General features: G+C 74.7%; 13 protein-coding genes. 5 read left to right on the top strand and 8 right to left on the bottom strand.

Going from position 1 to position 18935, the window contains the following annotated elements:
* Positions 1-91: 91 nt before the first annotated feature.
* Positions 92-2545 (bottom strand): DUF5682 family protein, encoded by a 2454-nt coding sequence (locus tag ACZ52J_RS06325; protein WP_465616246.1) that lies wholly within the window; start codon positions 2543-2545, stop codon positions 92-94.
* Entirely contained in the window at positions 2542-3624 is a 1083-nt protein-coding gene (locus ACZ52J_RS06320) for an ATP-binding protein (RefSeq protein ID WP_465616244.1), read from the bottom strand. Before ACZ52J_RS06320 ends, ACZ52J_RS06325 begins: the two co-directional genes overlap by 4 nt.
* Before the next feature lie 189 nt (positions 3625-3813).
* Between ACZ52J_RS06320 and ACZ52J_RS06315 the strand changes: the two genes are divergently transcribed.
* Positions 3814-5112 (top strand): SWIM zinc finger family protein, encoded by a 1299-nt coding sequence (locus ACZ52J_RS06315; RefSeq protein ID WP_465616242.1) that lies wholly within the window; start codon positions 3814-3816, stop codon positions 5110-5112.
* An 11-nt stretch (positions 5113-5123) separates the two neighbouring features.
* Complete coding sequence (locus tag ACZ52J_RS06310) at positions 5124-6734, top strand: DUF5691 domain-containing protein (RefSeq protein WP_465616240.1); 1611 nt, start codon at positions 5124-5126, stop codon at positions 6732-6734.
* 152 nt (positions 6735-6886) lie between these two features.
* Here the strand turns inward: ACZ52J_RS06310 and ACZ52J_RS06305 are convergent, their stop codons facing one another.
* Positions 6887-7291: a cobalamin B12-binding domain-containing protein gene (locus tag ACZ52J_RS06305; RefSeq protein WP_189916109.1), complete on the bottom strand. Its 405-nt coding sequence runs from the start codon at positions 7289-7291 to the stop codon at positions 6887-6889.
* A 328-nt stretch (positions 7292-7619) separates the two neighbouring features.
* Between ACZ52J_RS06305 and ACZ52J_RS06300 the strand changes: the two genes are divergently transcribed.
* Entirely contained in the window at positions 7620-8420 is an 801-nt protein-coding gene (locus tag ACZ52J_RS06300; RefSeq protein WP_465616238.1) for a M23 family metallopeptidase, read from the top strand.
* A gap of 2 nt (positions 8421-8422) precedes the next feature.
* On the opposite strand, the gene pcrA is transcribed toward ACZ52J_RS06300, so the two are convergent.
* The 3 genes from pcrA to ACZ52J_RS06285 all read right to left on the bottom strand — a co-directional run bounded on the left by pcrA (position 8423) and on the right by ACZ52J_RS06285 (position 13174).
* Positions 8423-11062: a DNA helicase PcrA gene (pcrA, locus tag ACZ52J_RS06295; protein WP_465616236.1), complete on the bottom strand. Its 2640-nt coding sequence runs from the start codon at positions 11060-11062 to the stop codon at positions 8423-8425.
* Positions 11063-11145: 83 nt separating this feature from the next.
* Positions 11146-11850: a LuxR C-terminal-related transcriptional regulator gene (locus ACZ52J_RS06290; RefSeq protein WP_465616234.1), complete on the bottom strand. Its 705-nt coding sequence runs from the start codon at positions 11848-11850 to the stop codon at positions 11146-11148.
* Positions 11843-13174, bottom strand: a complete 1332-nt coding sequence (locus tag ACZ52J_RS06285; RefSeq protein WP_465616373.1) for an ATP-binding protein — start codon at positions 13172-13174, stop codon at positions 11843-11845. Before ACZ52J_RS06285 ends, ACZ52J_RS06290 begins: the two co-directional genes overlap by 8 nt.
* A 263-nt stretch (positions 13175-13437) precedes the next feature.
* Here ACZ52J_RS06285 and ACZ52J_RS06280 point away from each other — a divergent pair, with 263 nt between their 5' ends.
* Positions 13438-14868: a PspC domain-containing protein gene (locus tag ACZ52J_RS06280; RefSeq protein ID WP_465616232.1), complete on the top strand. Its 1431-nt coding sequence runs from the start codon at positions 13438-13440 to the stop codon at positions 14866-14868.
* Positions 14865-15074, top strand: coding sequence for a hypothetical protein (locus ACZ52J_RS06275; RefSeq protein ID WP_360495131.1), 210 nt, complete (start codon positions 14865-14867; stop codon positions 15072-15074). The genes ACZ52J_RS06280 and ACZ52J_RS06275 overlap by 4 nt, the downstream gene beginning before the upstream one ends.
* Positions 15075-15133: 59 nt before the next feature.
* On the opposite strand, the gene ACZ52J_RS06270 is transcribed toward ACZ52J_RS06275, so the two are convergent.
* Both ACZ52J_RS06270 and guaA read right to left on the bottom strand, forming a co-directional pair.
* On the bottom strand, positions 15134-16153 hold the full coding sequence (locus tag ACZ52J_RS06270) for a Rieske 2Fe-2S domain-containing protein (protein WP_465616229.1): 1020 nt from the start codon (positions 16151-16153) through the stop codon (positions 15134-15136).
* Between the two features lie 202 nt (positions 16154-16355).
* Positions 16356-17951: a glutamine-hydrolyzing GMP synthase gene (gene guaA / locus ACZ52J_RS06265; RefSeq protein ID WP_360495125.1), complete on the bottom strand. Its 1596-nt coding sequence runs from the start codon at positions 17949-17951 to the stop codon at positions 16356-16358.
* Between the last annotated feature and the right edge of the window lie 984 nt (positions 17952-18935).

Below are 18935 nucleotides of genomic sequence, written 5' to 3'. Positions count from 1 at the left end.
TGCTTCAGCGGGTACCGCGGTGATCGGGTGCGGCCGGTCGTCGGGTGCGGCGGGTCGTCGGGTGCGGCGGGTGTGTCCGCTGCTGCGAGGGTCAGGTGTTGCGGCCGGCGGCCTGCCGGGGGATCCGCGGGCGGATGCCTAGCAGCAGGGCCACGACGGGGACGGCGGCGTCGGCGCGGGCGCGGTCCAGTTCGCCCACCGGGGCCCGGTCCGCCGGGGGGCCGCCGAGCGGACCGGCCGCGACCCGGCCGCCGATGGTCGTCCGCACGCCCGCCTCCAGCCCGGCGAAGGTACGGCGCAGCAGCGGCAGGACGTCGGTGAAGACCTCGCCGCTCACCCCGGTCAGCCAGGCGTCCAGCAGGGCGAGCAGCCGGGGGTCGTGCAGCAGCAGGGCGCCGCCGCCGGTGAGGAAGCCCTCGACCCAACCGGCCGCGTCCGCGGGGGCGTTGGCGACGGACAGGACCAGCCGCAGTCGGCGGCCGGCCTCCTCGGAGTCGAGTCGGCCGTCGTCCAGCAGCAGCCGGACGGCCCGGCCGCGGAGCAGGCCCGGGGCGCCGGTCGCCGGGCCGCCGGACGGCTCGCGGGCGGCCAGTGAGCGCAGGGCGGCGGCCCAGCGGTCGGCCAGGCCGGCCAGGCCGTACGGGTCCGGTGCCCGGTCGGGGCCGGCGGGGGCGGCGGGGTTGCCCGGGTGGGCAGCGTCACCCCGGCCGTCGGGACCGTCCCGGTCCGGTGCGGCGTCGGCGGCCGGCGGCCCGGCGGAGGTCAGCAGGCCGATCGCGCCGTGCACCTCGTCGAGGCGGCCGCGCATCGCCGCCGCGCTCTCGGCGTCCAGCCCGACGCAGCCGGGCGGCAGTCCGACGCAGATCCGCTCGGCCAGGCCGGCCGCCGCCCCGGCGAGCGCGCCGTCGTCGGTGCCCCGCACGTCGCCGTAGCGCAGCGCGCGGACCAGCGCGGGCAGCGCGCCCGCCAGGTGCGCGACGTCGGTGTCCAGGGCCGCGCAGTCGGCGAGCACCCGCATCACTGCGGGCAGCGCGCCGGACAGCCCGGCCAGCAGGCAGGTCTCCACCAGGCCGGTCAGTTCGGCGAGTTCGACGGCGGCGCGGGCGGTGCCGACCGCCTTTCCGGTGGCCGCTTCCTCGACCGTGGTGCCCCACTGGGCGGCCTCGGCGATCCGGACCGCGAACTCCGGCTGCCAGCACAGCCGCCAACTCTCCCGGAACGTCCCGGTCGAGTTGACCGAGGAGCGGGCCGGCACGCCCCAGTCCACGCCCAGCAGCCGCAGCCGGTGCAGCAGCCGGGAGCGGGCCGCGTCGGTCTCCTTGCGCAGGTCGAGGTCGATGTCCTTCGGCGTGGCCTCGGGCTTGAGTCGCAGCGAGCGCTGCAGCCGGGCGAGGTCGCGCTGCAGCGGAACCGCCGGTGCGGCGTCCGGGACCTCGCCGAGCTCGTCGCCGATCACCAGGCGGTCCCGGACCAGCTCCAGGGCGACGTCCGAGCCCTCGCAGAGCACCGCGCGGACGGCGTCCAGGGTCTCGGTCAGCCCGGCGAGCGGGCGACCGCGCAGGACGGCCAGGGTCTCGGCGAGCCGGACCGCCTCGATGACGTGGGCGGAGGAGACCGGGTGGTCCTCGGCGCGCAGGAGGTCGGCGGCCCGGGTGAGCCAGCGCGGCACCGGGTCGCCGTCGGTGGTGAACAGGTGGTGGTACCAGCCGGGCGAGTGCACGCCCGCGCCGTACCCGGTGGCCGGGGAGAGCCGGCGGTGCGTCCAGGGCACCCAGGTGATGTCCGTCCGCACCTTCTTCGGCAGCTCGGCGAGCAGCGCCCGGTCGTGCGCGACGGTGGGCATCGTCTCCAGCGCGGGGACGTGGAAGGCTCCGCAGACCACGGCGATCCGCCGGTGCCCGGCGCGGCGGGCGGCGCGGATCTGCTGGCGCATGTACGCCTCGCGCAGCAGGTCCCGGCGGGACTCGCCGAGACCCTCGGCGCGCAGCGCGCCCATCGCCTCGGCGACGGCGGCGAACGGGGCCAGCGCGTCGGTGCCGGGCGCGCGGTGCTCGACGACGTCCTCCCACCAGCGCTCCGGGTCGTCGTGCCCGGCCGCCTCGGCGAGCAGTGCCAGCGGGTCGACGGGCAGCTCGCCGGCGTCGTCGGCACCCGTGGCGTCGGATCCACCGGTGCCGTCGGAACCGGCGGTGTCGTCGGAACCGGCGGTGGCCTCGGGCGCGCGCGCGAAGCCGTACCCGGCGGGCAGGTCGATGAAGCGGACCGGCAGGTCGTGCTCCACGGCGTGCCGGATCGCCACCCACTCCGGGGAGAACGCGGCGTACGGCCAGAAGGCGGCCTTCGCCGGGTCGTCCACCGCGTGGGCGAGCAGCGCGACCGGCGGCACCAGGTCCTTCTCGGCGGCCAGGTGGACGATGCCGTCGGCCTCCGGCGGACCCTCGACGAGCACCGCGTCCGGCTGCCACTGCGCCAGCGCGGCGGCCACCGAACGGGCCGAGCCGGGGCCGTGGTGGCGGATGCCGAGGAGAGCGACCTCCGCGGTCATGCCGTCACCTCGCGAGCGGCCCGGTAGAAGTCCTTCCAGCCGTCGCGCTCGCGCACCACCCCTTCGACGTACTCGCGCCAGACCGCCTGGTCCGCCACCGGGTCTCGGACGACGGCGCCGAGGATGCCGGCCGTCACGTCCCCGGCGCGCAGCACGCCGTCGCCGAAGTGGGTGGCCAGGGCCAGGCCGTTGGTCACCACCGAGATCGCCTCGGCGGTGGAGAGGGTGCCGCTCGGGGTCTTGACCTTCGTCCGGCCGTCCACCGTGATCCCGGCCCGCAACTCCCGGAAGACGGTCACCACGCGCCTGATCTCCTCGGCGCCGCCGGGCAGTTCGGGCAGCTCCAGGGAGCGGCCGAGCTGGCCGACCCGGCGGGTGACGATGTCGACCTCCTCCTCCAGCGAGCCCGGCAGCGGCAGCACCACGGTGTTGAACCGGCGGCGCAACGCGCTGGAGAGCTCGTTGACGCCGCGGTCGCGGTCGTTGGCGGTGGCGATCACGTTGAAGCCGCGCACCGCCTGCGTCTCGCTGCCCAACTCCGGCACCGGGAGAGTCTTCTCGGACAGGATGGTGATCAGGCTGTCCTGGACGTCGGCCGGGATGCGGGTCAGCTCCTCGACCCGGGCGATCTTGCCGTCGGCCATCGCCCGCATCAGCGGCGAGGGCACCAGGGCGTCCGGGCTGGGGCCGCGGGTGAGCAGCTGGGCGTAGTTCCAGCCGTACCGGACGGCCTCCTCGGGGGTGCCCGCGGTGCCCTGCACCAGCATCGTGGAGTCGCCGCTGATCGCGGCCGCCAGGTGCTCGGACACCCAGGTCTTCGCGGTGCCGGGCACGCCGAGCAGCAGCAGCGCCCGGTCCGTCGCCAGCGTCGTCACGGCGACCTCGACCACGCGGCGCGGGCCGATGTACTTGGGGGTGATCCGGGTGCCGTCGGGCAGTTCGCCGCCGAGCAGGTACGTCGCCACGGCCCATGGCGACAGCTTCCAGCGCTCCGGGCGCGGACGGTCGTCCTGCGCGGCCAGGGCGGCCAGTTCGCCGGCGAAGGCGTCCTCGGCGTGCTGCCGCAGAACGTCGGTCATGGGGGCTCCTTGAGGTCGGCCACCGGGGCACACGGGTGCCCCGGGGCAGGATGATCGGGGGGAGCCAGGTCGGCGTCCCGGCCTGTGGGAACCACCCTGCACCGTCCCACTGACAACGCCCGCCGACCCCGGGAAGGGCGCCGGACGGTCAGTCAGCCACTGTCAGTGCCGCCGCCTACGGTCGGTCGCATGGAGGAACGCTGGAGCACCGAACACGTCCTGTCCCTGGCACCTGACGCCGCATCGCAGAAGGCGGCGGGCAAGCTCTCCTCGCCCGCGTCGTGGTCCGGCACGGGCGCCGACGGCACCGCGGTCTGGGGCGAGTGCAAGGGCAGCGGCCGCACGCCGTACCGCACCGTGATCGAACTCGTCACGCCCGCCTACAACTGCACCTGCCCCAGCCGGAAGTTCCCGTGCAAGCACGCGCTCGGACTCCTCCTGCTGTGGAGCGGCTCCCCGGAGGCCGTCCCGGCCGCCGAGCCCGCCGACTGGGCGGCCGACTGGCTCCGGGCCCGCCAGGAGCGCGCCGAGAAACGCGCGGCGGCGCCGGTCGACCCGGAGGCCGCCCGCCGCCGGGCCGAGAAGCGCGGCGCCCGGGTCGCGGCCGGCGCGGCCGAGCTGCGGCTGCGCCTGGCCGACCGGATCCGACACGGCCTGGCCGACCAGTCCGCCGCCGGCCCCTGGGAGGAGGTCGCCGCCCGCATGGTCGACGCGCAGGCCCCCGGCCTGGCCGCCCGGGTCCGCGAACTCGACGCCCTGCCGCAGGAGCGGCGGCTGGAGGAGTACGCGATGCTCCACCTGCTCGCCACCGCCGCCACCCGGCTCGACGAGCTGCCCGCCGAACTGGCCGCGAGCGTCCGCGCCCGGGTCGGCTACACCCTGGACGCCGCCGAGGTGCTGGCCGGCCCCACCGTCCGCGACCGCTGGCTGGTGCTCGGCAGCCGGGACACGTCCGACGAGCGGCTCACCACCCGCCGGGTCTGGCTGCGCGGCGCCAAGACCGGCCGCCCCGCCCTGCTGCTGGCCTTCGGCCGCCCCGGCCAGGCCCCCGACCTCGCCCTGCCCACCGGCCACCTGCTGGAGGCCGAACTCGCCTACCACCCCGGCGCCCGCCCGCTGCGCGCCGTCCTCGGCACCCGCTACGGCGTCCCCGAGGCGGGCCCGGCCGACCCGCCCGCCGGGCTGACCGTCGCCGAGGCGGTGGCCGGGTACGGCACCGCCGTCGCCGACGACCCGTGGCTGGACACCTGGCCGACCGTCCTCACCGACGTCGTCCCGGTCCGCACCCCGGACGGCTGGTACCTGACGGACGGCCACCACACCGTGCCCGTCCGCGCCTCGGCCGTCCCGGAGGCGGCGCTGTGGCGCCTGGCCGCGGTCTCCACCGGCCGCCCGCTGACGGTCTTCGGCGAGTACGGCCACCAGGGCTTCGCCCCGGTCACGGCCTGGCCCGCCGGGCACCGACCGGTCGGCCTCACCAATTCCTAGGAGCACCGAGAATGACGATCACCCAGGACCCGTGGGAGACCCTGCACACCAGCGCACTGCTCGGCACCGACCGCCGCCCGCTCCCGGCCACCGCCCTGCCGCTCGCCGACGCCGTGGACCGGACCGACCCGGCCACCGCCCTGCTGGAGCTGGCCGCCCTCGCCACCGTCCGCCGCCGGGCGGGCGCGCTGCCCGTACCGGCCGCCGAGCCGCCCGGCCCGCCCGCGCCCGAGGACACCCGGCCGGAGCTGCCCGAGCCGGCCGCCCGCCGGCTGGCGGTCCTGCTGGCCGGCCGCACCGGCGGCAGCGGCGGTACCGCCGGCGGCACCCTGGCCAACCTGGCCGAGCTGCTGCCGCAGTGGCTCGCCACCGCCCGCGCCCGGGGCCTGCGGCCGCCCGCCGCGCTGATACCCGGCCTGCTCGACGCCGCCCGCGCTCGCGGCGAACTGCGTTCCGACGCCGTCGCACTGGCCGGCCCGCTGGGCCGCTGGCTGGCCGAGCGGAACCCCGACTGGCGGTTCGTGCTGCGCACCACCACCCAGGAGCCGGCCCGGCAGCAGGACGACCCCGCCGACCACCAGCTGTGGCACGAGGGCCTGTTCGCCGAGCGCGTCACCCACCTCACGCTGCTGCGCCGCCGGGACCCGGCCGCCGGCCTGGAGCTGCTGCGGAGCACCTGGTCCACCGAGCGGGCCGAGGACCGCCTGCTCTTCCTGGACTCCCTCCAGGACGGCCTCTCCCCCGACGACGAGCCGTTCCTGGAGGCCGCCCTCGGCGACCGCAGCAAGAACGTCCGCGCGACCGCCGCCGAACTGCTCTCCACCCTGCCCGGCTCCGCCCTGGCGCGTCGGATGGGCGAGCGCGCGCGGACCGCCGTACGCCTCGCCGGGAGCGGCACGCACCTGCTGGTCACCCCGCCCGTCGAGTGCGACGCGCAGATGCAGCGCGACGGCATCGCGCCCAAGTCCCCCACCGGGCGCGGCGAACGGGCCTGGTGGTTCGGCGAGCTGGTGGCCGCGGCCCCTCTCTCGGTCTGGCCGGAGAGCACCGGCCTGACGCCCGAACAGCTGCTCGCCCTGCGGGTCGGCGACAGCATCGACGAGACCAGCAGCAGTTGGGCCGACGACCTGCGGGAGGCCTGGGCGCGCGCCGCCGTCCGCCAGCACGACGCCGGCTGGGCCCGGGCACTGCTCGGCCCGGCCCCGGTGCCGCCCACCCGCGGCGCCGGCCGGGCCCGTGCCCCGCGTGCCACCGGCGCCCCGGCCAAGCTGCTGGCCGTCCTGCCGCCCGAGGAGCGGGCCGCCTGGACGGCCGCGTTCATCGAGGTGCACGGGCTGGGCGAGGCCTTCCAGCTGCTCGGCGCCTGCGCCACCCCGTGGACGCCGCCGCTGTCCACCGCCGTGGTGAGCGCCCTGGCCCGGGCCGCCGCCTCCGGCGCGTACCCGTGGAGCCACAGCGGGGTGCTCGGGATGACGGAGCGCGCGCTCGCGCCCGAGACGGCCGGCGCGGTGGAGGAGCTGGCCGCCGGGGCCGCCCCGGACTCCGCCTGGGCCGAGACCTTCGCCCGGCTGGCCGGCACCCTGCGCTTCCGGGCCGCGATGCTCGCGGAGCTGGCGGGCTGACGCCGGGCGGGCAGTCCGAACGGGCCTCCGGCCGGGCAGTCCGGACGAGCGGTCCGGCGGGCCGGGTGACGAAGCGGCCCCGGGAACGGCAGGGCGGGCCGGCCCCGAGGGACCGGCCCGCCCGTCCTGCCGACGATCAGCTCACCCGAGGATCAGCTCGCCCGCAGGTTGGCCTCGACCCAGGCGACCACGTCCCGGGTGGGCGTGCCCGGGGTGAAGATGTCCGCGACGCCCATCGCCTTGAGCTCGGCGATGTCCTCGTCCGGGATGATCCCCCCGCAGAAGACCTTGATGTCCGCCGCGTCGCGCTCCTTCAGCAACTCCAGCACCCGCGCGCACAGCGTCATGTGGGCACCGGAGAGGATCGACAGCCCGATGCCGTCCGCGTCCTCCTGGATCGCGGTGTCGACGACCTGCTCGGGCGTCTGGTGCAGCCCGGTGTAGATGACCTCCATACCGGCGTCGCGCAGGGCACGCGCAATGACCTTGGCGCCACGGTCGTGACCGTCGAGCCCCGGCTTGGCGACCACCACACGGATCGGCCCCGACACACTCATCACTGCCTCCTGGACATCGTTGTCCACCACCCCACCGGGCTTCGTGGGCCACGGGCGCGGTTAACGGTCAATAACCAACCTGAGGGGAGGTTAGCGCCACCCGGCCCGCTTGACCGCGCCCCCTCCCAAGAGGAGGGCAAAGTCACAGCTCCAAGCCTTGCTACCAGCGGGTATACCCATCCTTCCGCCGACCTCCCCACAGACCCCCCGAGCGCCCCCTTGACAACCGGAGGTTTTTCCGGCGCATCGGCCTTCCGGCTACAGTCACGGCTGTTCGACCTCGACCGACGACGTCCGTGACCGAGGCCCACCGAGGAGGCAGCCCCCGATGGCTCCCGAAGCAGCCGCCCGTCCGACCCGTGCGCAGCTGCGCCTCGCCGCCCGCGAGCAGTCCCGCGCCGAGCGCCGCGGTGCCGCCAAGGCGGCCACCCGGACGGCGCTGCTGCGGGTCGCGCTCCCGTCGATGGCCGCGCTCGGGGTCGCCGGCGCGGCGGCCGTCACGGTGGTGCAGGAGCAGGACGGGCGGGTGCCGTCGCAGGCCTCGGCGGCCGACGCCCCGGACAACACCGCCGCCCGGACCGCGGCGCGGCAGGCCCTCGCGACCGGCGACCAGGCCCAGGCCTCGCGCGGCGACGCCCGCCGACCGCTGGCCGGCACCCAGCCCACCGACGCCCGGCCGAGCGACCCCCCGACCGCGCAGCCCGCCGCCGAGCCGGCCCCGGAACCGGTCAAACCCAAGGTGGTCATGCCGGTCGCGCAGCACGGCCTCGGCGAGCTGTTCGGCGAGGCGGGCACCCACTGGGCCAACCGCCACACCGGCATCGACTTCCCGGTCGACGGCGGCAGCCAGGTCATGGCCGTCGCCGACGGCACGATCCGCACCCAGTGGAACCCGTTCTACGGCTACATGTCGGTCCTCAAGATGTCCGACGGCACCGAGGCCTGGTACTGCCACCTGCGCGGCTACAAGATCCGCAAGGGGCCGGTGAAGCAGGGCGACGTCATCGCCTTCGTCGGCAGCAGCGGCAACAGCACCGGGCCGCACCTGCACTTCGAGATCCGGCCGGCCGGCAGCGGGCCGATCGACCCGCTGCCGTGGTTCCTGGCCAACGGCCTGGACCCCCGCTAGCGCTACAGCTTCTCGACGGGCGCGTAGCGCAGCAGCAGCTGCTTGCGCCCCTGCGTGCCGAAGTCGACGGTGGCCTGCGCCCGGTCGCCCACGCCCGTCACGGCCACCACCGTGCCCAGCCCGAAGCTGTCGTGGGTGACCCGGTCGCCGACGGCCAGCGAGACGCCGTCGCGCTCCACCACCTTGCCGCCGCGCCGCGCGGACTGCCCCCAGCCCGCCTTCGGCGAGGCCGAGGCCGAGAACGACGACGAGGACGAGGACCCCGAGGACGAACGCGAACTGCCGCCCCCGGACGAGGACTTGCCCCAGGACGAGCCCGAGGAGTAGCCGCGCTGGGCCGGCGCCTGCACCGCCCCGGTGCGCTTCCACTCCACCAGCGTCTCCGGGATCTCCTCCAGGAACCGCGAGGCCGGGTTGTACGCCGGCTGCCCCCAGGCGCTGCGCAGCACCGAGCGGGTCAGGTACAGCCGCTCGCGCGCCCGGGTCAGCCCGACGTACGCGAGTCGGCGCTCCTCCTCCAGCTCCTTGACCTGGTTGAGCGCCCGCATGTGCGGGAAGATCCCGTCCTCCATGCCGGTCAGGAAGACCACCGGGAACTCCAGGCCCTTGGCGGTGTGCAGGGTCATCATCGTGATGACGCCGCGCCCCTCCTCGTCCTCGTCCGGGATCTGGTCGGAGTCGGCGACCAGCGCGACCCGCTCCAGGAAGTCGGCCAGCGAGCCGACCGGCGGCGCGCCGTCCTCCTCGGCGTCCGGCCGCTCGCCCGGGTCCTGCTCGTACTCGAGGGCGACGGAGGCGAGTTCCTGCAGGTTCTCCACCCGGGTCTCGTCCTGCGGGTCGGTGGAGGACTGGAGCTCGGCCAGGTAGCCGGTCTCCTCCAGGACGGCCTCCAGCACCGCCGCCGGGCCCGCGCCCGACTCGACGACCTGGCGCAGCCCGGCCATCAGGGTGTTGAACTTCTTGACGGCGTTGGCCGAGCGCGCGGCCATCCCGTACGCCTCGTCCACCCGCGCCAGCGCCTGGGCGAAGGAGATCCGCTCCCGCGCGGCCAGCGCGTCGATCATCGCCTCGGCCCGGTCGCCGATGCCGCGCTTGGGCACGTTGAGGATCCGGCGCAGCGGCACGGTGTCCTCCGGGTTGGAGAGCACCCGCAGGTAGGCCAGGACGTCCCGGACCTCCTTGCGCTCGTAGAAGCGCACCCCGCCGACCACCTTGTACGGCAGGCCGACCCGGATGAACACCTCCTCGAAGACCCGGGACTGGGCGTTGGTCCGGTAGAAGATCGCGACGTCGCCGGGCTTGGCCTCGCCCTTGTCGGTGAGCCGGTCGATCTCGTCGGCGATGAACTGGGCCTCGCCGTGCTCGTCGTCCGCGACGTAGCCGATGACCTTCTCGCCGTGGTCGCCGGCCGTCCAGAGCTTCTTCTCGCGGCGGTTGGCGTTGCGCTCGATGACGGCGTTGGCGGCGCTCAGGATGGTCTGCGTGGAGCGGTAGTTCTGCTCCAGCAGGATCGTGGTCGCGTTCGGGTAGTCCTCCTCGAACTGGAGGATGTTGCGGATGGTCGCGCCGCGGAAGGCGTAGATCGACTGGTCCGCGTCACCGACGACGCACAGCTCGGCCGGCGGCACCTCGGCGAGGTGCGCGGCGGCCGGGTTCACGAAGTCCCCGTCCGCGGTGCGCTTCGGCGCGGCCGTGACGGATCCGCCGCTCAGCTCCCGGACCAGCATGTACTGGGCGTGGTTGGTGTCCTGGTACTCGTCGACCAGGATGTGCCGGAACCGGCGCCGGTAGTGCTCGGCGACGTCGGGGAAGGCCTGCAGCAGGTTCACCGTCGTCATGATGATGTCGTCGAAGTCCAGCGCGTTGGCCTCGCGCAGCCGCCGCTGGTACAGCGCGTACGCCTCGGCGAGCTTCTTCTCCATCGGGTTGGCGGCCTGGTCGGCGAAGGTCTCCTCGTCGATCAGCTCGTTCTTGAGGTTGCTGACCTTCGCCGTGAAGGACTTCGGCGGGAACTGCTTCGGGTCCAGGTCGAGGTCGCGGCAGACCAGCGACATCAGCCGCTGCGAGTCGGCCGAGTCGTAGATCGAGAAGCTGGAGGTGAACCCCAGCTGCTTGGACTCGCGGCGCAGGATCCGCACACAGGCGCTGTGGAAGGTGGACACCCACATCGCCCGGGCGCGCGGGCCGACCAGTGCCTCGACGCGCTCGCGCATCTCGCCGGCGGCCTTGTTGGTGAAGGTGATCGCCAGGATCTCCCCCGGCTGCACCCCGCGGGCGCCCAGCAGGTAGGCGATCCGGTGGGTCAGCACCCGGGTCTTGCCCGAACCGGCGCCGGCCACGATCAGCAGCGGCGACCCCGCGTGCAGCACGGCCTCGCGCTGCGGGTCGTTCATCCCCTCCAGCAGCTGCGCCGGGTCGATCACCGTACGGGCGGCGCCGTTGCGGTACCAGGCGTCCCGCTCCGCGTCGGCGGAGTGGTCGGTCCGGAACAGCCCGTCCGGGATCGCCTCCTCGTACGCGTCGTACGGAACGTCGTCCTCGTACGGCGGGGGCTCCTCGTCGATGGGCGCGTCGGGCTGCTTCGACCCGGCGGCAAGTGCCTCGAAACCGGGGAGCGGAAGGTCGTCAAAGAGGCTACTCATGGCACTCCGAGTCTATGGCCACCCACCGACAAGCCCGCCCGGCCCGGAGGAACCGGACCGGACGGGCTAGACGCCGGGGGTGATCAGACCAGGCGGCGGGCGGTGGCCCAGCGGGTCAGCTCATGGCGGTTGCTCAGCTGGAGCTTGCGCAGGACGGCGGAGACGTGGCTCTCGACGGTCTTCACCGAGATGAAGAGCTGCTTGGCGATCTCCTTGTAGGCGTAGCCGCGGGCGATCAGGCGCAGGACCTCGCGCTCGCGCTGGGTGAGGCGGTCCAGGTCCTCGTCGACCGGCGGGGTGTCGGTGGCGGCGAAGGCGTCCAGGACGAAGCCGGCCAGTCGGGGCGAGAACACGGCGTCGCCGTCGGCGATCCGGAAGATCGCGTTCACCAGGTCGGTGCCGGTGATGGTCTTGGTGACGTAGCCGCGCGCGCCGCCGCGGATGACGCCGATGACGTCCTCGGCGGCGTCCGACACCGACAGCGCCAGGAACTTCACCCCGCCCTGCTCGCCCATCACGCCGACCGAGCGGCGCAGCACCTCGACGCCGCCGCCGCCGGGCAGGTGGACGTCGAGCAGGACCACGTCGGGCCTGGTCTCGGCGACCACGCGGACCGCCGAGTCCACGTCGTCGGCCTCGCCGACCACGTCGATGCCGGTCACGTCGGTGCGGCCGATCTCGGCCCGGACCCCCGTCCGGAACATCCGGTGGTCGTCCACCAGGACGACCCGCGCGGTACGCCCGGAGCCTTCGGCCGCGGGGACCCCCATCGGCGCTGCCTCAGTCATTCGTTCTCTCCATCTCCAGCTCGACCTCGGTACCGCCGCCCGCCGCCGGCCGCACCCGAGCGGTGCCGCCGTTGCGCTTCATCCGGCCGATGATCGACTCCCGTACGCCCATCCGGTCCTCGGGCACCGTGTCGGGGTCGAAGCCGGGGCCGTGGTCGCGGACGAACACCGACACCGTCCTCCCCTCCACCTCGGCGTAGACCTGGACCGGTCCCCCGCCACCGTACTTGGCCGCGTTGACGGTCGCCTCCCTCGCGGCCTGCATCTGTGCCGCGATCCTCTCGTCCATCGGGCAGTCACCGACGATGACCAGCTCGACCGGGACGCCGTGCCGGTCCTCGACCTCGGCGACGGCGGCGCGCAGGCTCTCCGCCATGGTGTCCGGGGCGGCCTCGGCGGCGGCCTCCGGGCGGTACAGCCACAGCCGCAGCTCGCGCTCCTGCGAGCGGGCCAGCCGCAGCACCTCCTTGGGGTCCTCGGCCCGGCGCTGGATCAGGGTCAGGGTGTGCAGCACGGAGTCGTGGATGTGCGCGGCGATCTCGGCCCGCTCCTGGGCGCGGATGCGAGCGGTGCGCTCGGCGCCGAGGTCCTGCCACAGCCGCAGGCCGTACGGGCCGAGCAGCACCAGCACCCCGGCGAGCACCGCGAGCGAGGCCTCGATGACCGAGCCGAGCGCGGAACCGCTGCCCTGCATGGCGAGCAGCGCGATGGTGCCGGCCACCGTGAGCAGCACGCCCGCGCCGACCCGGGTGTAGGCGCCGCGCCGCTTCTCGCCCTCCTCGATGCCGAACCAGCGCTGCCAGCGCGAGTCGTCGGCCTGCCGCCAGACCAGCGCGACGCCGACGCCGATCGCCAGCAGCGGCCAGGTGTACGGCTTGGCGGTCTGCCAGCCGAGCACGTTGAGCAGGGCGATCAGGCCGATCACGACCATGACCAGGGCGGCGAGCTGGGCGAGGCCGCCCTGTCCGCTCTTGCCGGTCGGCGCCGCGGCTTCGCCCTCCGCGAGCGGCGCCACCGGCTCGCCCTGCAGGGTGTGCTGGAGCAGTTGACGCAGCCGCCCGAGCCAGCCGCCGGCGGGGCCCTTGCTCAGCAGGCCGCTCTGCAGCCCGGGCGCGGCCGGCACGAACACGCCGTTGAGGTACACCCATTGGGCGCCGCCGCGCTGCGAGGGCTCGCCGATGCCGATCGGCACCACGAACCAGAACGCGGCGTACAGCAGCGCGCCGATCCCCTGCGCGAAGAACAGCAGGACGAAGGCGAGCCGCACCCAGCGCACCGGCAGCCCGAGGTGCACCGCCAGACCGTGCGCGACGCCGCCGAGCATGCGGCCCTGCGGGCTGCGGTAGAGCCGGCGGTACGGCGGCTTCCCGCCGTCGGACGCGTTGGACTCGGCGCCGGCCGACGGCACGGCGTCGGAGGCGATGGTTCGGGGGTCGGTACCGGGGGCTGCCACGCCACCGATGGTTCCACGCGCGGCCCCGCGGGCGCATCAGGGTGTGTCCCTAGCCCGTATCAGGGACAAGTCAGGGTACGGGCAGGGGCGCTCCCGGTTGGGCCGGACCCGTACCTGCCGGAAGGATGGTGTCCATGACCGAGGACCCCCGCATCGAGGAGGCCGGGCCCGCCGCCCCGCCGGAGCCGGAACGCCCGCCGCTGACCAGGGCCGAGCACCGCCGTGTGGTCGCAGGCGTCTGCGGCGGCCTCGGCCGGCACCTGGACATCGACCCGGTGGTCTTCCGGGTGGTCACCGTGGTGCTCTGCCTCTCCGGCGGGCTCGGGCTGTTCCTGTACGGCCTGGCCTGGCTGATCGTCCCGACCGACGACCCGTCCAAGGGCCGCGGCGGGCGCACCGAGCTCCAGCGGGTGCTCACCGGACGGGTGGACGGCCAGTCGGTCGGCGCGGTGCTGCTGACCGTGATCGGCACCGGGGTGTTCTTCTCCTCGATGGGCGACGGCGACCAGATGTTCCCGCTGCTCCTGCTCGCCGGCCTGGTCTTCCTGGCGGTGCGCTACGACCCGGACCGCCGCCGCGGCCGGGGGCGTGGCCGCCGGCACGGGGGTCCGTACGACCGCCACTTGCCCGGGTCCGAGTCCGAGGGCCACCTCTGGCCGCAGTCGGCGCCGGACGAGGCTGCCCGCGCCCGGCACGCCGCCGACCGGGCCGCCGGAACGGTCCCCGCCGACAGTCCCGCCCCGGGCGCGAGCGGGTACCTGTGGGACCCGCGCCACCCCGAGCGCAACCCGTACGGCGCCACCTCCGCGACCGCGACCCCGCCGTTCGGCACCCCGGTGCCGCCGGTCGGCGGCCCGGCCCAGCCCTGGTGGCAGCGCGCCGACCTGCCCGAGGGCGACCCGCTGCGCAAGGAGCACCCGAAGCGCCGCTCCGAGCCCGCCGTCGTACGGCACCCCCGGGAGCGCTCGGCGCTCGGCTTCTTCGGCTTCCTGCTGGCGATCGGCGCGGCCGCCGCGGTCTGGTCCGCCTCGTCGAACCACCACAACCCCACCGTGCTGAGCGCGACGGCGCTGGCCGCCGCGCTGCTGGTGGTCGGCCTGACCCTGCTGGTCGGCGCGAAGTTCGGCCGGGCCCGCAAGCTGGCGGCGACCGGCCTGCTGCTCACCCTGGCGCTGGCCTTCGTCGGCCACTCGCCGGACTCGATGAGGAACGCCGTCGGCGATCGCGACTGGACGGTCACCGCGGCGTCCGACCTTCACGACCGGTACAACCTGGGGGCGGGCAACCTCCGGCTGGACCTGTCCGGGCTCGCCCCGGCCGGCGGCACCCTCGCCACCAAGGTCGACCTCGGCGCCGGCGACATGACCGTCACCGTGCCGGCCGACGTGACGGTGAACGTGACCGCCCGGGTCGGCCTCGGCGACGTCACCGTCCCCGGCGACCGCAGCAACAGCACCGGACGGCACAGCTATCTGATCGACCCGGCCGACGGCCAGGCCTCCAAGGGCACGCTCAACCTCGAACTCGGCATCGGGCTCGGCAACATCAAGGTGGTCCAGCAGTGAGGAAGCACCGGCTCGACCTGTTCTCGCTGATCGCGGGCGCACTGTTCACCGTGCTCGCCGTGCTCTACCTGGTCGCCGCGCTCAACGACCAGTCGGTGAACGGGCGGATCGTCATCCCGGTCACCTTCATCGTGCTCGGCGTCGGCGGCCTGGCCGGCGCGGTCGCGGCGGTGGCCCGGCGCGGCCGCCCCGGCCGCGAGGAGTAATCCGCCCCGAGTCGCCGCCCCCGGACTCCCGCTCCCGAGCGAGCCCCCGGCCCTGGGCCTCAGCTCTGCTGCGGGCCCAGGGTCAGCTTGTCCCCGTCCTTGGTGACGGTGTACTTCGGCAGCGGCTTGACCGCCGGCCCGTTCACCACCGCGCCGGTCGCGGCGTCGAACCGGGAGCCGTGGCAGGGGCAGTAGAGCCGGCCGTTCTTCGGGGCGTCCACGGCGCAGCCGGAGTGGGTGCACACCGAGGAGAGGCCGCAGTACTGGCCCGCCGTGGGCTGCATGATGTAGACGGCGTCCCCGGTGGCCGGGTCCTTGACCTGGGCCGAGCCGCCGACCGGCACGCTCGCGGCGGACACCGTGGGGGCGGGCCCCGGGGCGGCGGAGACCGGGGCCGCCGACTGCTTGGGCGCGGCGCCCTTGTCCCGGCCGAAGGTGCGGGTCAGCGAGCCGGTGAGCAGCCCGGCCCCGCCGATCGCGACGGCCGCGATCCCGCCGTCCACCAGTGCCCGGCGCCTGGCGTGGTCCTCGCCCAGCCCCCGCGCGCGGTCCCGGCCGGCCCGGCGGGCGAGGTAGCCGTCCACCGACAGGTACGGGGTGCCGGCCAGCACCAGCGGGGTCCAGGCCATCAGGTAGGCGAGGTCGTTGCCGAGGTAGTACGGCGAGACGCTCCAGCTGACGGTCAGCCAGAGGCTGAGGTTGAGGAGCGCGCCGCCGAGCGCGGCGGCCCGGCCCCAGAGGCCGAACAGGGTGCCGAGGCCGACCGCCAGCTCGCCGAAGGCGATGGCGAGCGCGAACAGGGTCGGGTGGTCGAAGGCGGGGCCGAGCAGGAACGAGATCGGGCTGCCGCCGGCCTTGGCCGCCTGGGTCTGGGAGACGAAGGAGGCCGGGTCTCCCGCCCCGGCCAGGTAGTGCGCGTCGGAGAGCTTGTCGAGGGCGGCGTACCCGAAGGTGACGCCGAGGAAGAGCCGCAGCGGGAGCAGTGCGTACCTGGACCCGAGGGCCCGCCGCTGCGCCGCCCGGTCGGCCCGGTCGGCCGCTCCCCCGCCGGCCGGCACCGAGTTGCTGGCCTCCGACATCCCGCACACCTTCCCTCTCGGCCTGTCACTCCCTGACAGGTCCGGTCCGCATTCTGCCCGCTCCTGACCGCTTTCGGTGGGAGGTCCCACCCGGGGAACGGCGCCCGCACCGCGAACGGCCGCGCCGCCGTTCCCTTCCATACGGGAACGACGGCGCGACCGTTCAGGCTCCGGTCGTCGGTCTAACGGCCGGCGGGAGTGGTCACTCCCACTCGATGGTGCCCGGCGGCTTGCTGGTGACGTCGACGACGACGCGGTTCACGTCGCGGACCTCGTTGGTGATCCGGGTGGAGATCCGGGCCAGCACGTCGTACGGCAGGCGCGACCAGTCCGCGGTCATGGCGTCCTCGGACGAGACCGGACGCAGCACGATCGGGTGGCCGTAGGTGCGGCCGTCGCCCTGCACGCCCACGCTGCGCACGTCGGCGAGCAGCACGACCGGGCACTGCCAGATCTCGCGGTCCAGACCGGCCGCGGTCAGCTCCTCGCGGGCGATCGCATCGGCGTCGCGGAGCAGGTCCAGGCGCTCCTCGGTGACCTCGCCGACGATCCGGATGCCCAGGCCCGGGCCCGGGAACGGCTGACGCTGGACGATCTCCTCCGGCAGGCCCAGCTCCTGGCCGACCATCCGGACCTCGTCCTTGAACAGCTTGCGCAGCGGCTCGACCAGCTGGAACTGCAGGTCCTCGGGCAGGCCGCCGACGTTGTGGTGGGACTTGATGTTGGCGGTGCCGGTGCCGCCGCCGGACTCCACGACGTCCGGGTACAGGGTGCCCTGGACCAGGAAGTCGACCGACTCGCCCTGCTCGCCGGCCTCGGCGATGATCTCGGCCTGGGCCTGCTCGAAGACCCGGATGAACTCCCGGCCGATGATCTTGCGCTTCTCCTCGGGGTCGGTGACCCCCTTCAGCGCGCTCAGGAAGCGCTCGGCGGCGTCGACGACCTTCAGCTGCACGCCGGTGGCGGCCACGAAGTCCTTCTCGACCTGCTCGGTCTCGCCCTTGCGCATCAGGCCGTGGTCGACGTAGACGCAGGTCAGCCGGTCGCCGATGGCCTTGTTGACCAGGGCGGCCGCGACCGCGGAGTCCACGCCGCCGGACAGGCCGCAGATCGCGCGCTTGGTGCCGACCTGCTCGCGGATCAGGGCGATCTGCTCCTCGACCACGCTGCCGGTGGTCCAGGTCGGAGCGATGCCGGCGCCGCGGTAGAGGAAGTGCTCCAGGATCTGCTGACCGTGGTCGGAGTGCAGCACCTCGGGGTGGTACTGGACGCCGTACAGGCGGGCCGCGTCGTTCTCGAAGGCCGCGACCGGGACCACGTCGGTGGAGGCGGAGACGATGAAGCCCTCCGGCGCGGCCGAGCAGGCGTCGCCGTGCGACATCCACACCGAGTGCTGCGCGGGGACACCCTCGAACAGGGTCGAGCCGGAGCGGGAGACGGTCAGCGGGGTGCGGCCGTACTCGCGGGCACCGGTGTTGTCGACGGTGCCGCCGAGGGTCACGGCCATCAGCTGGAAGCCGTAGCACATGCCGAAGACCGGGACACCGGCCTCGAAGATCGCGCGGTCGATCTGCGGCGCGCCCTCTTCGTAGACCGACGACGGGCCGCCGGAGAGGATGATCGCCTTGGGGTTCTTGGCGAGCATCTCGGCGACCGGCATGCTGCTCGGCACGATCTCGCTGTAGACCCGCGCCTCACGCACCCGACGGGCGATGAGCTGGGCGTACTGGGCACCGAAGTCGACCACCAGGACGGTGTCGTTGTCCGGCGCGGACTGGACGGGAATTGCAGAGGACACAGACGGCCTTCCGGCAGCGGTATCGAGGTGTCACGCGGAGCCGCCTCCCCCTGCGGGGCTGCGGTGGCGACGGGCGTGGGGTGTCTGGCTCCGATTCTACCGGGCTGTCCGGTTTCACTCGTCTGCCCATCCAAAGGACCGTGACCGGACGGGGCCGCGATTCGTTGCTTCAGACGACCGCACGGCCGCGCCGCGTCCGCCAGACGCGCCGACCGACCCCCGCGGGGGCATCGCCGTACGGCTGCAGGACCACGCGTGGAGCTTCACCCCAGTCCACCGGCGCATGTGGCGCCGCCGCCCGGCTCCGCCGGGAGCGCGGCTCCGTGGGACCGTGCGCGGGTGCCGCGGTCGGCGAGCAGGGGACAGCGAACCCGGCCGCGACTGGGCCGAGAGGTGGGACGGCCGGAGTCCGGGGACGCCCGGGACCGGCCGTCGCACCCCCGGCCCGATCCGGGGCACACCCGGCGCACGCCCCCGGCCGTCCCGCGCCGCTACGCGCGTCCCCGTGCGCCGCACCCTCCCGACCACTACGCACCGTGATCATCGGCGGTCGCCCTGGCAGCAAATGGACAGGGTCGAACTGTGCCGAATCGGTTGCAGAGCGAGCCCCTCGTCCAGCACGATGCTCGTTGTAAGCGGTTCTCCCGGCGACCTGACGGCTCACCGAGAGGGCCCGCCGACGACGTTCCGCAGCCGCCGCCCAGCCAGGCGACAGCGGTTTTCACTTCACGCTCCGTGAGCGAGGGACCGGCGCAGACCTGCGCGCCGCCTGCCGCTCCACGAGCGCGCGCGCCCCAGACCGCCGGCCACCCACGCCGGAGCCGCGAGGGCGCGACCCCAGGCCAACCGACACGACGGCGCTCCTCCCCCGGCGCCGTCACCCCAGCACCGGCGCGGCCCTGACGCCGAGTGCTGAACGACAAAGGGCCCCGCTCCCCCGCGGGGCCCTTTGCCCGTTCCGGACGCCTCCGCCCCCCGGTCCGG

It is taken from the genome of Kitasatospora sp. NPDC034035, from assembly GCF_055575755.1.
This window is presented reverse-complemented; position numbering and strand designations above follow the sequence as displayed.

Bases quoted from the DNA above. Each gene is read 5' to 3' on its own strand.
- ACZ52J_RS06325 (WP_465616246.1), bottom strand. From the start codon at position 2,545: ATGACCGCGGAGGTCGCTCTCCTCGGCATCCGCCACCACGGCCCCGGC.
- ACZ52J_RS06320 (WP_465616244.1), bottom strand. From the start codon at position 3,624: ATGACCGACGTTCTGCGGCAGCACGCCGAGGACGCCTTCGCCGGCGAA.
- ACZ52J_RS06315 (WP_465616242.1), top strand. From the start codon at position 3,814: ATGGAGGAACGCTGGAGCACCGAACACGTCCTGTCCCTGGCACCTGAC.
- ACZ52J_RS06310 (WP_465616240.1), top strand. From the start codon at position 5,124: ATGACGATCACCCAGGACCCGTGGGAGACCCTGCACACCAGCGCACTG.
- ACZ52J_RS06305 (WP_189916109.1), bottom strand. From the start codon at position 7,291: ATGAGTGTGTCGGGGCCGATCCGTGTGGTGGTCGCCAAGCCGGGGCTC.
- ACZ52J_RS06300 (WP_465616238.1), top strand. From the start codon at position 7,620: ATGGCTCCCGAAGCAGCCGCCCGTCCGACCCGTGCGCAGCTGCGCCTC.
- pcrA (WP_465616236.1), bottom strand. From the start codon at position 11,062: ATGAGTAGCCTCTTTGACGACCTTCCGCTCCCCGGTTTCGAGGCACTT.
- ACZ52J_RS06290 (WP_465616234.1), bottom strand. From the start codon at position 11,850: ATGACTGAGGCAGCGCCGATGGGGGTCCCCGCGGCCGAAGGCTCCGGG.
- ACZ52J_RS06285 (WP_465616373.1), bottom strand. From the start codon at position 13,174: ATGCTCGGCGGCGTCGCGCACGGTCTGGCGGTGCACCTCGGGCTGCCG.
- ACZ52J_RS06280 (WP_465616232.1), top strand. From the start codon at position 13,438: ATGACCGAGGACCCCCGCATCGAGGAGGCCGGGCCCGCCGCCCCGCCG.
- ACZ52J_RS06270 (WP_465616229.1), bottom strand. From the start codon at position 16,153: ATGTCGGAGGCCAGCAACTCGGTGCCGGCCGGCGGGGGAGCGGCCGAC.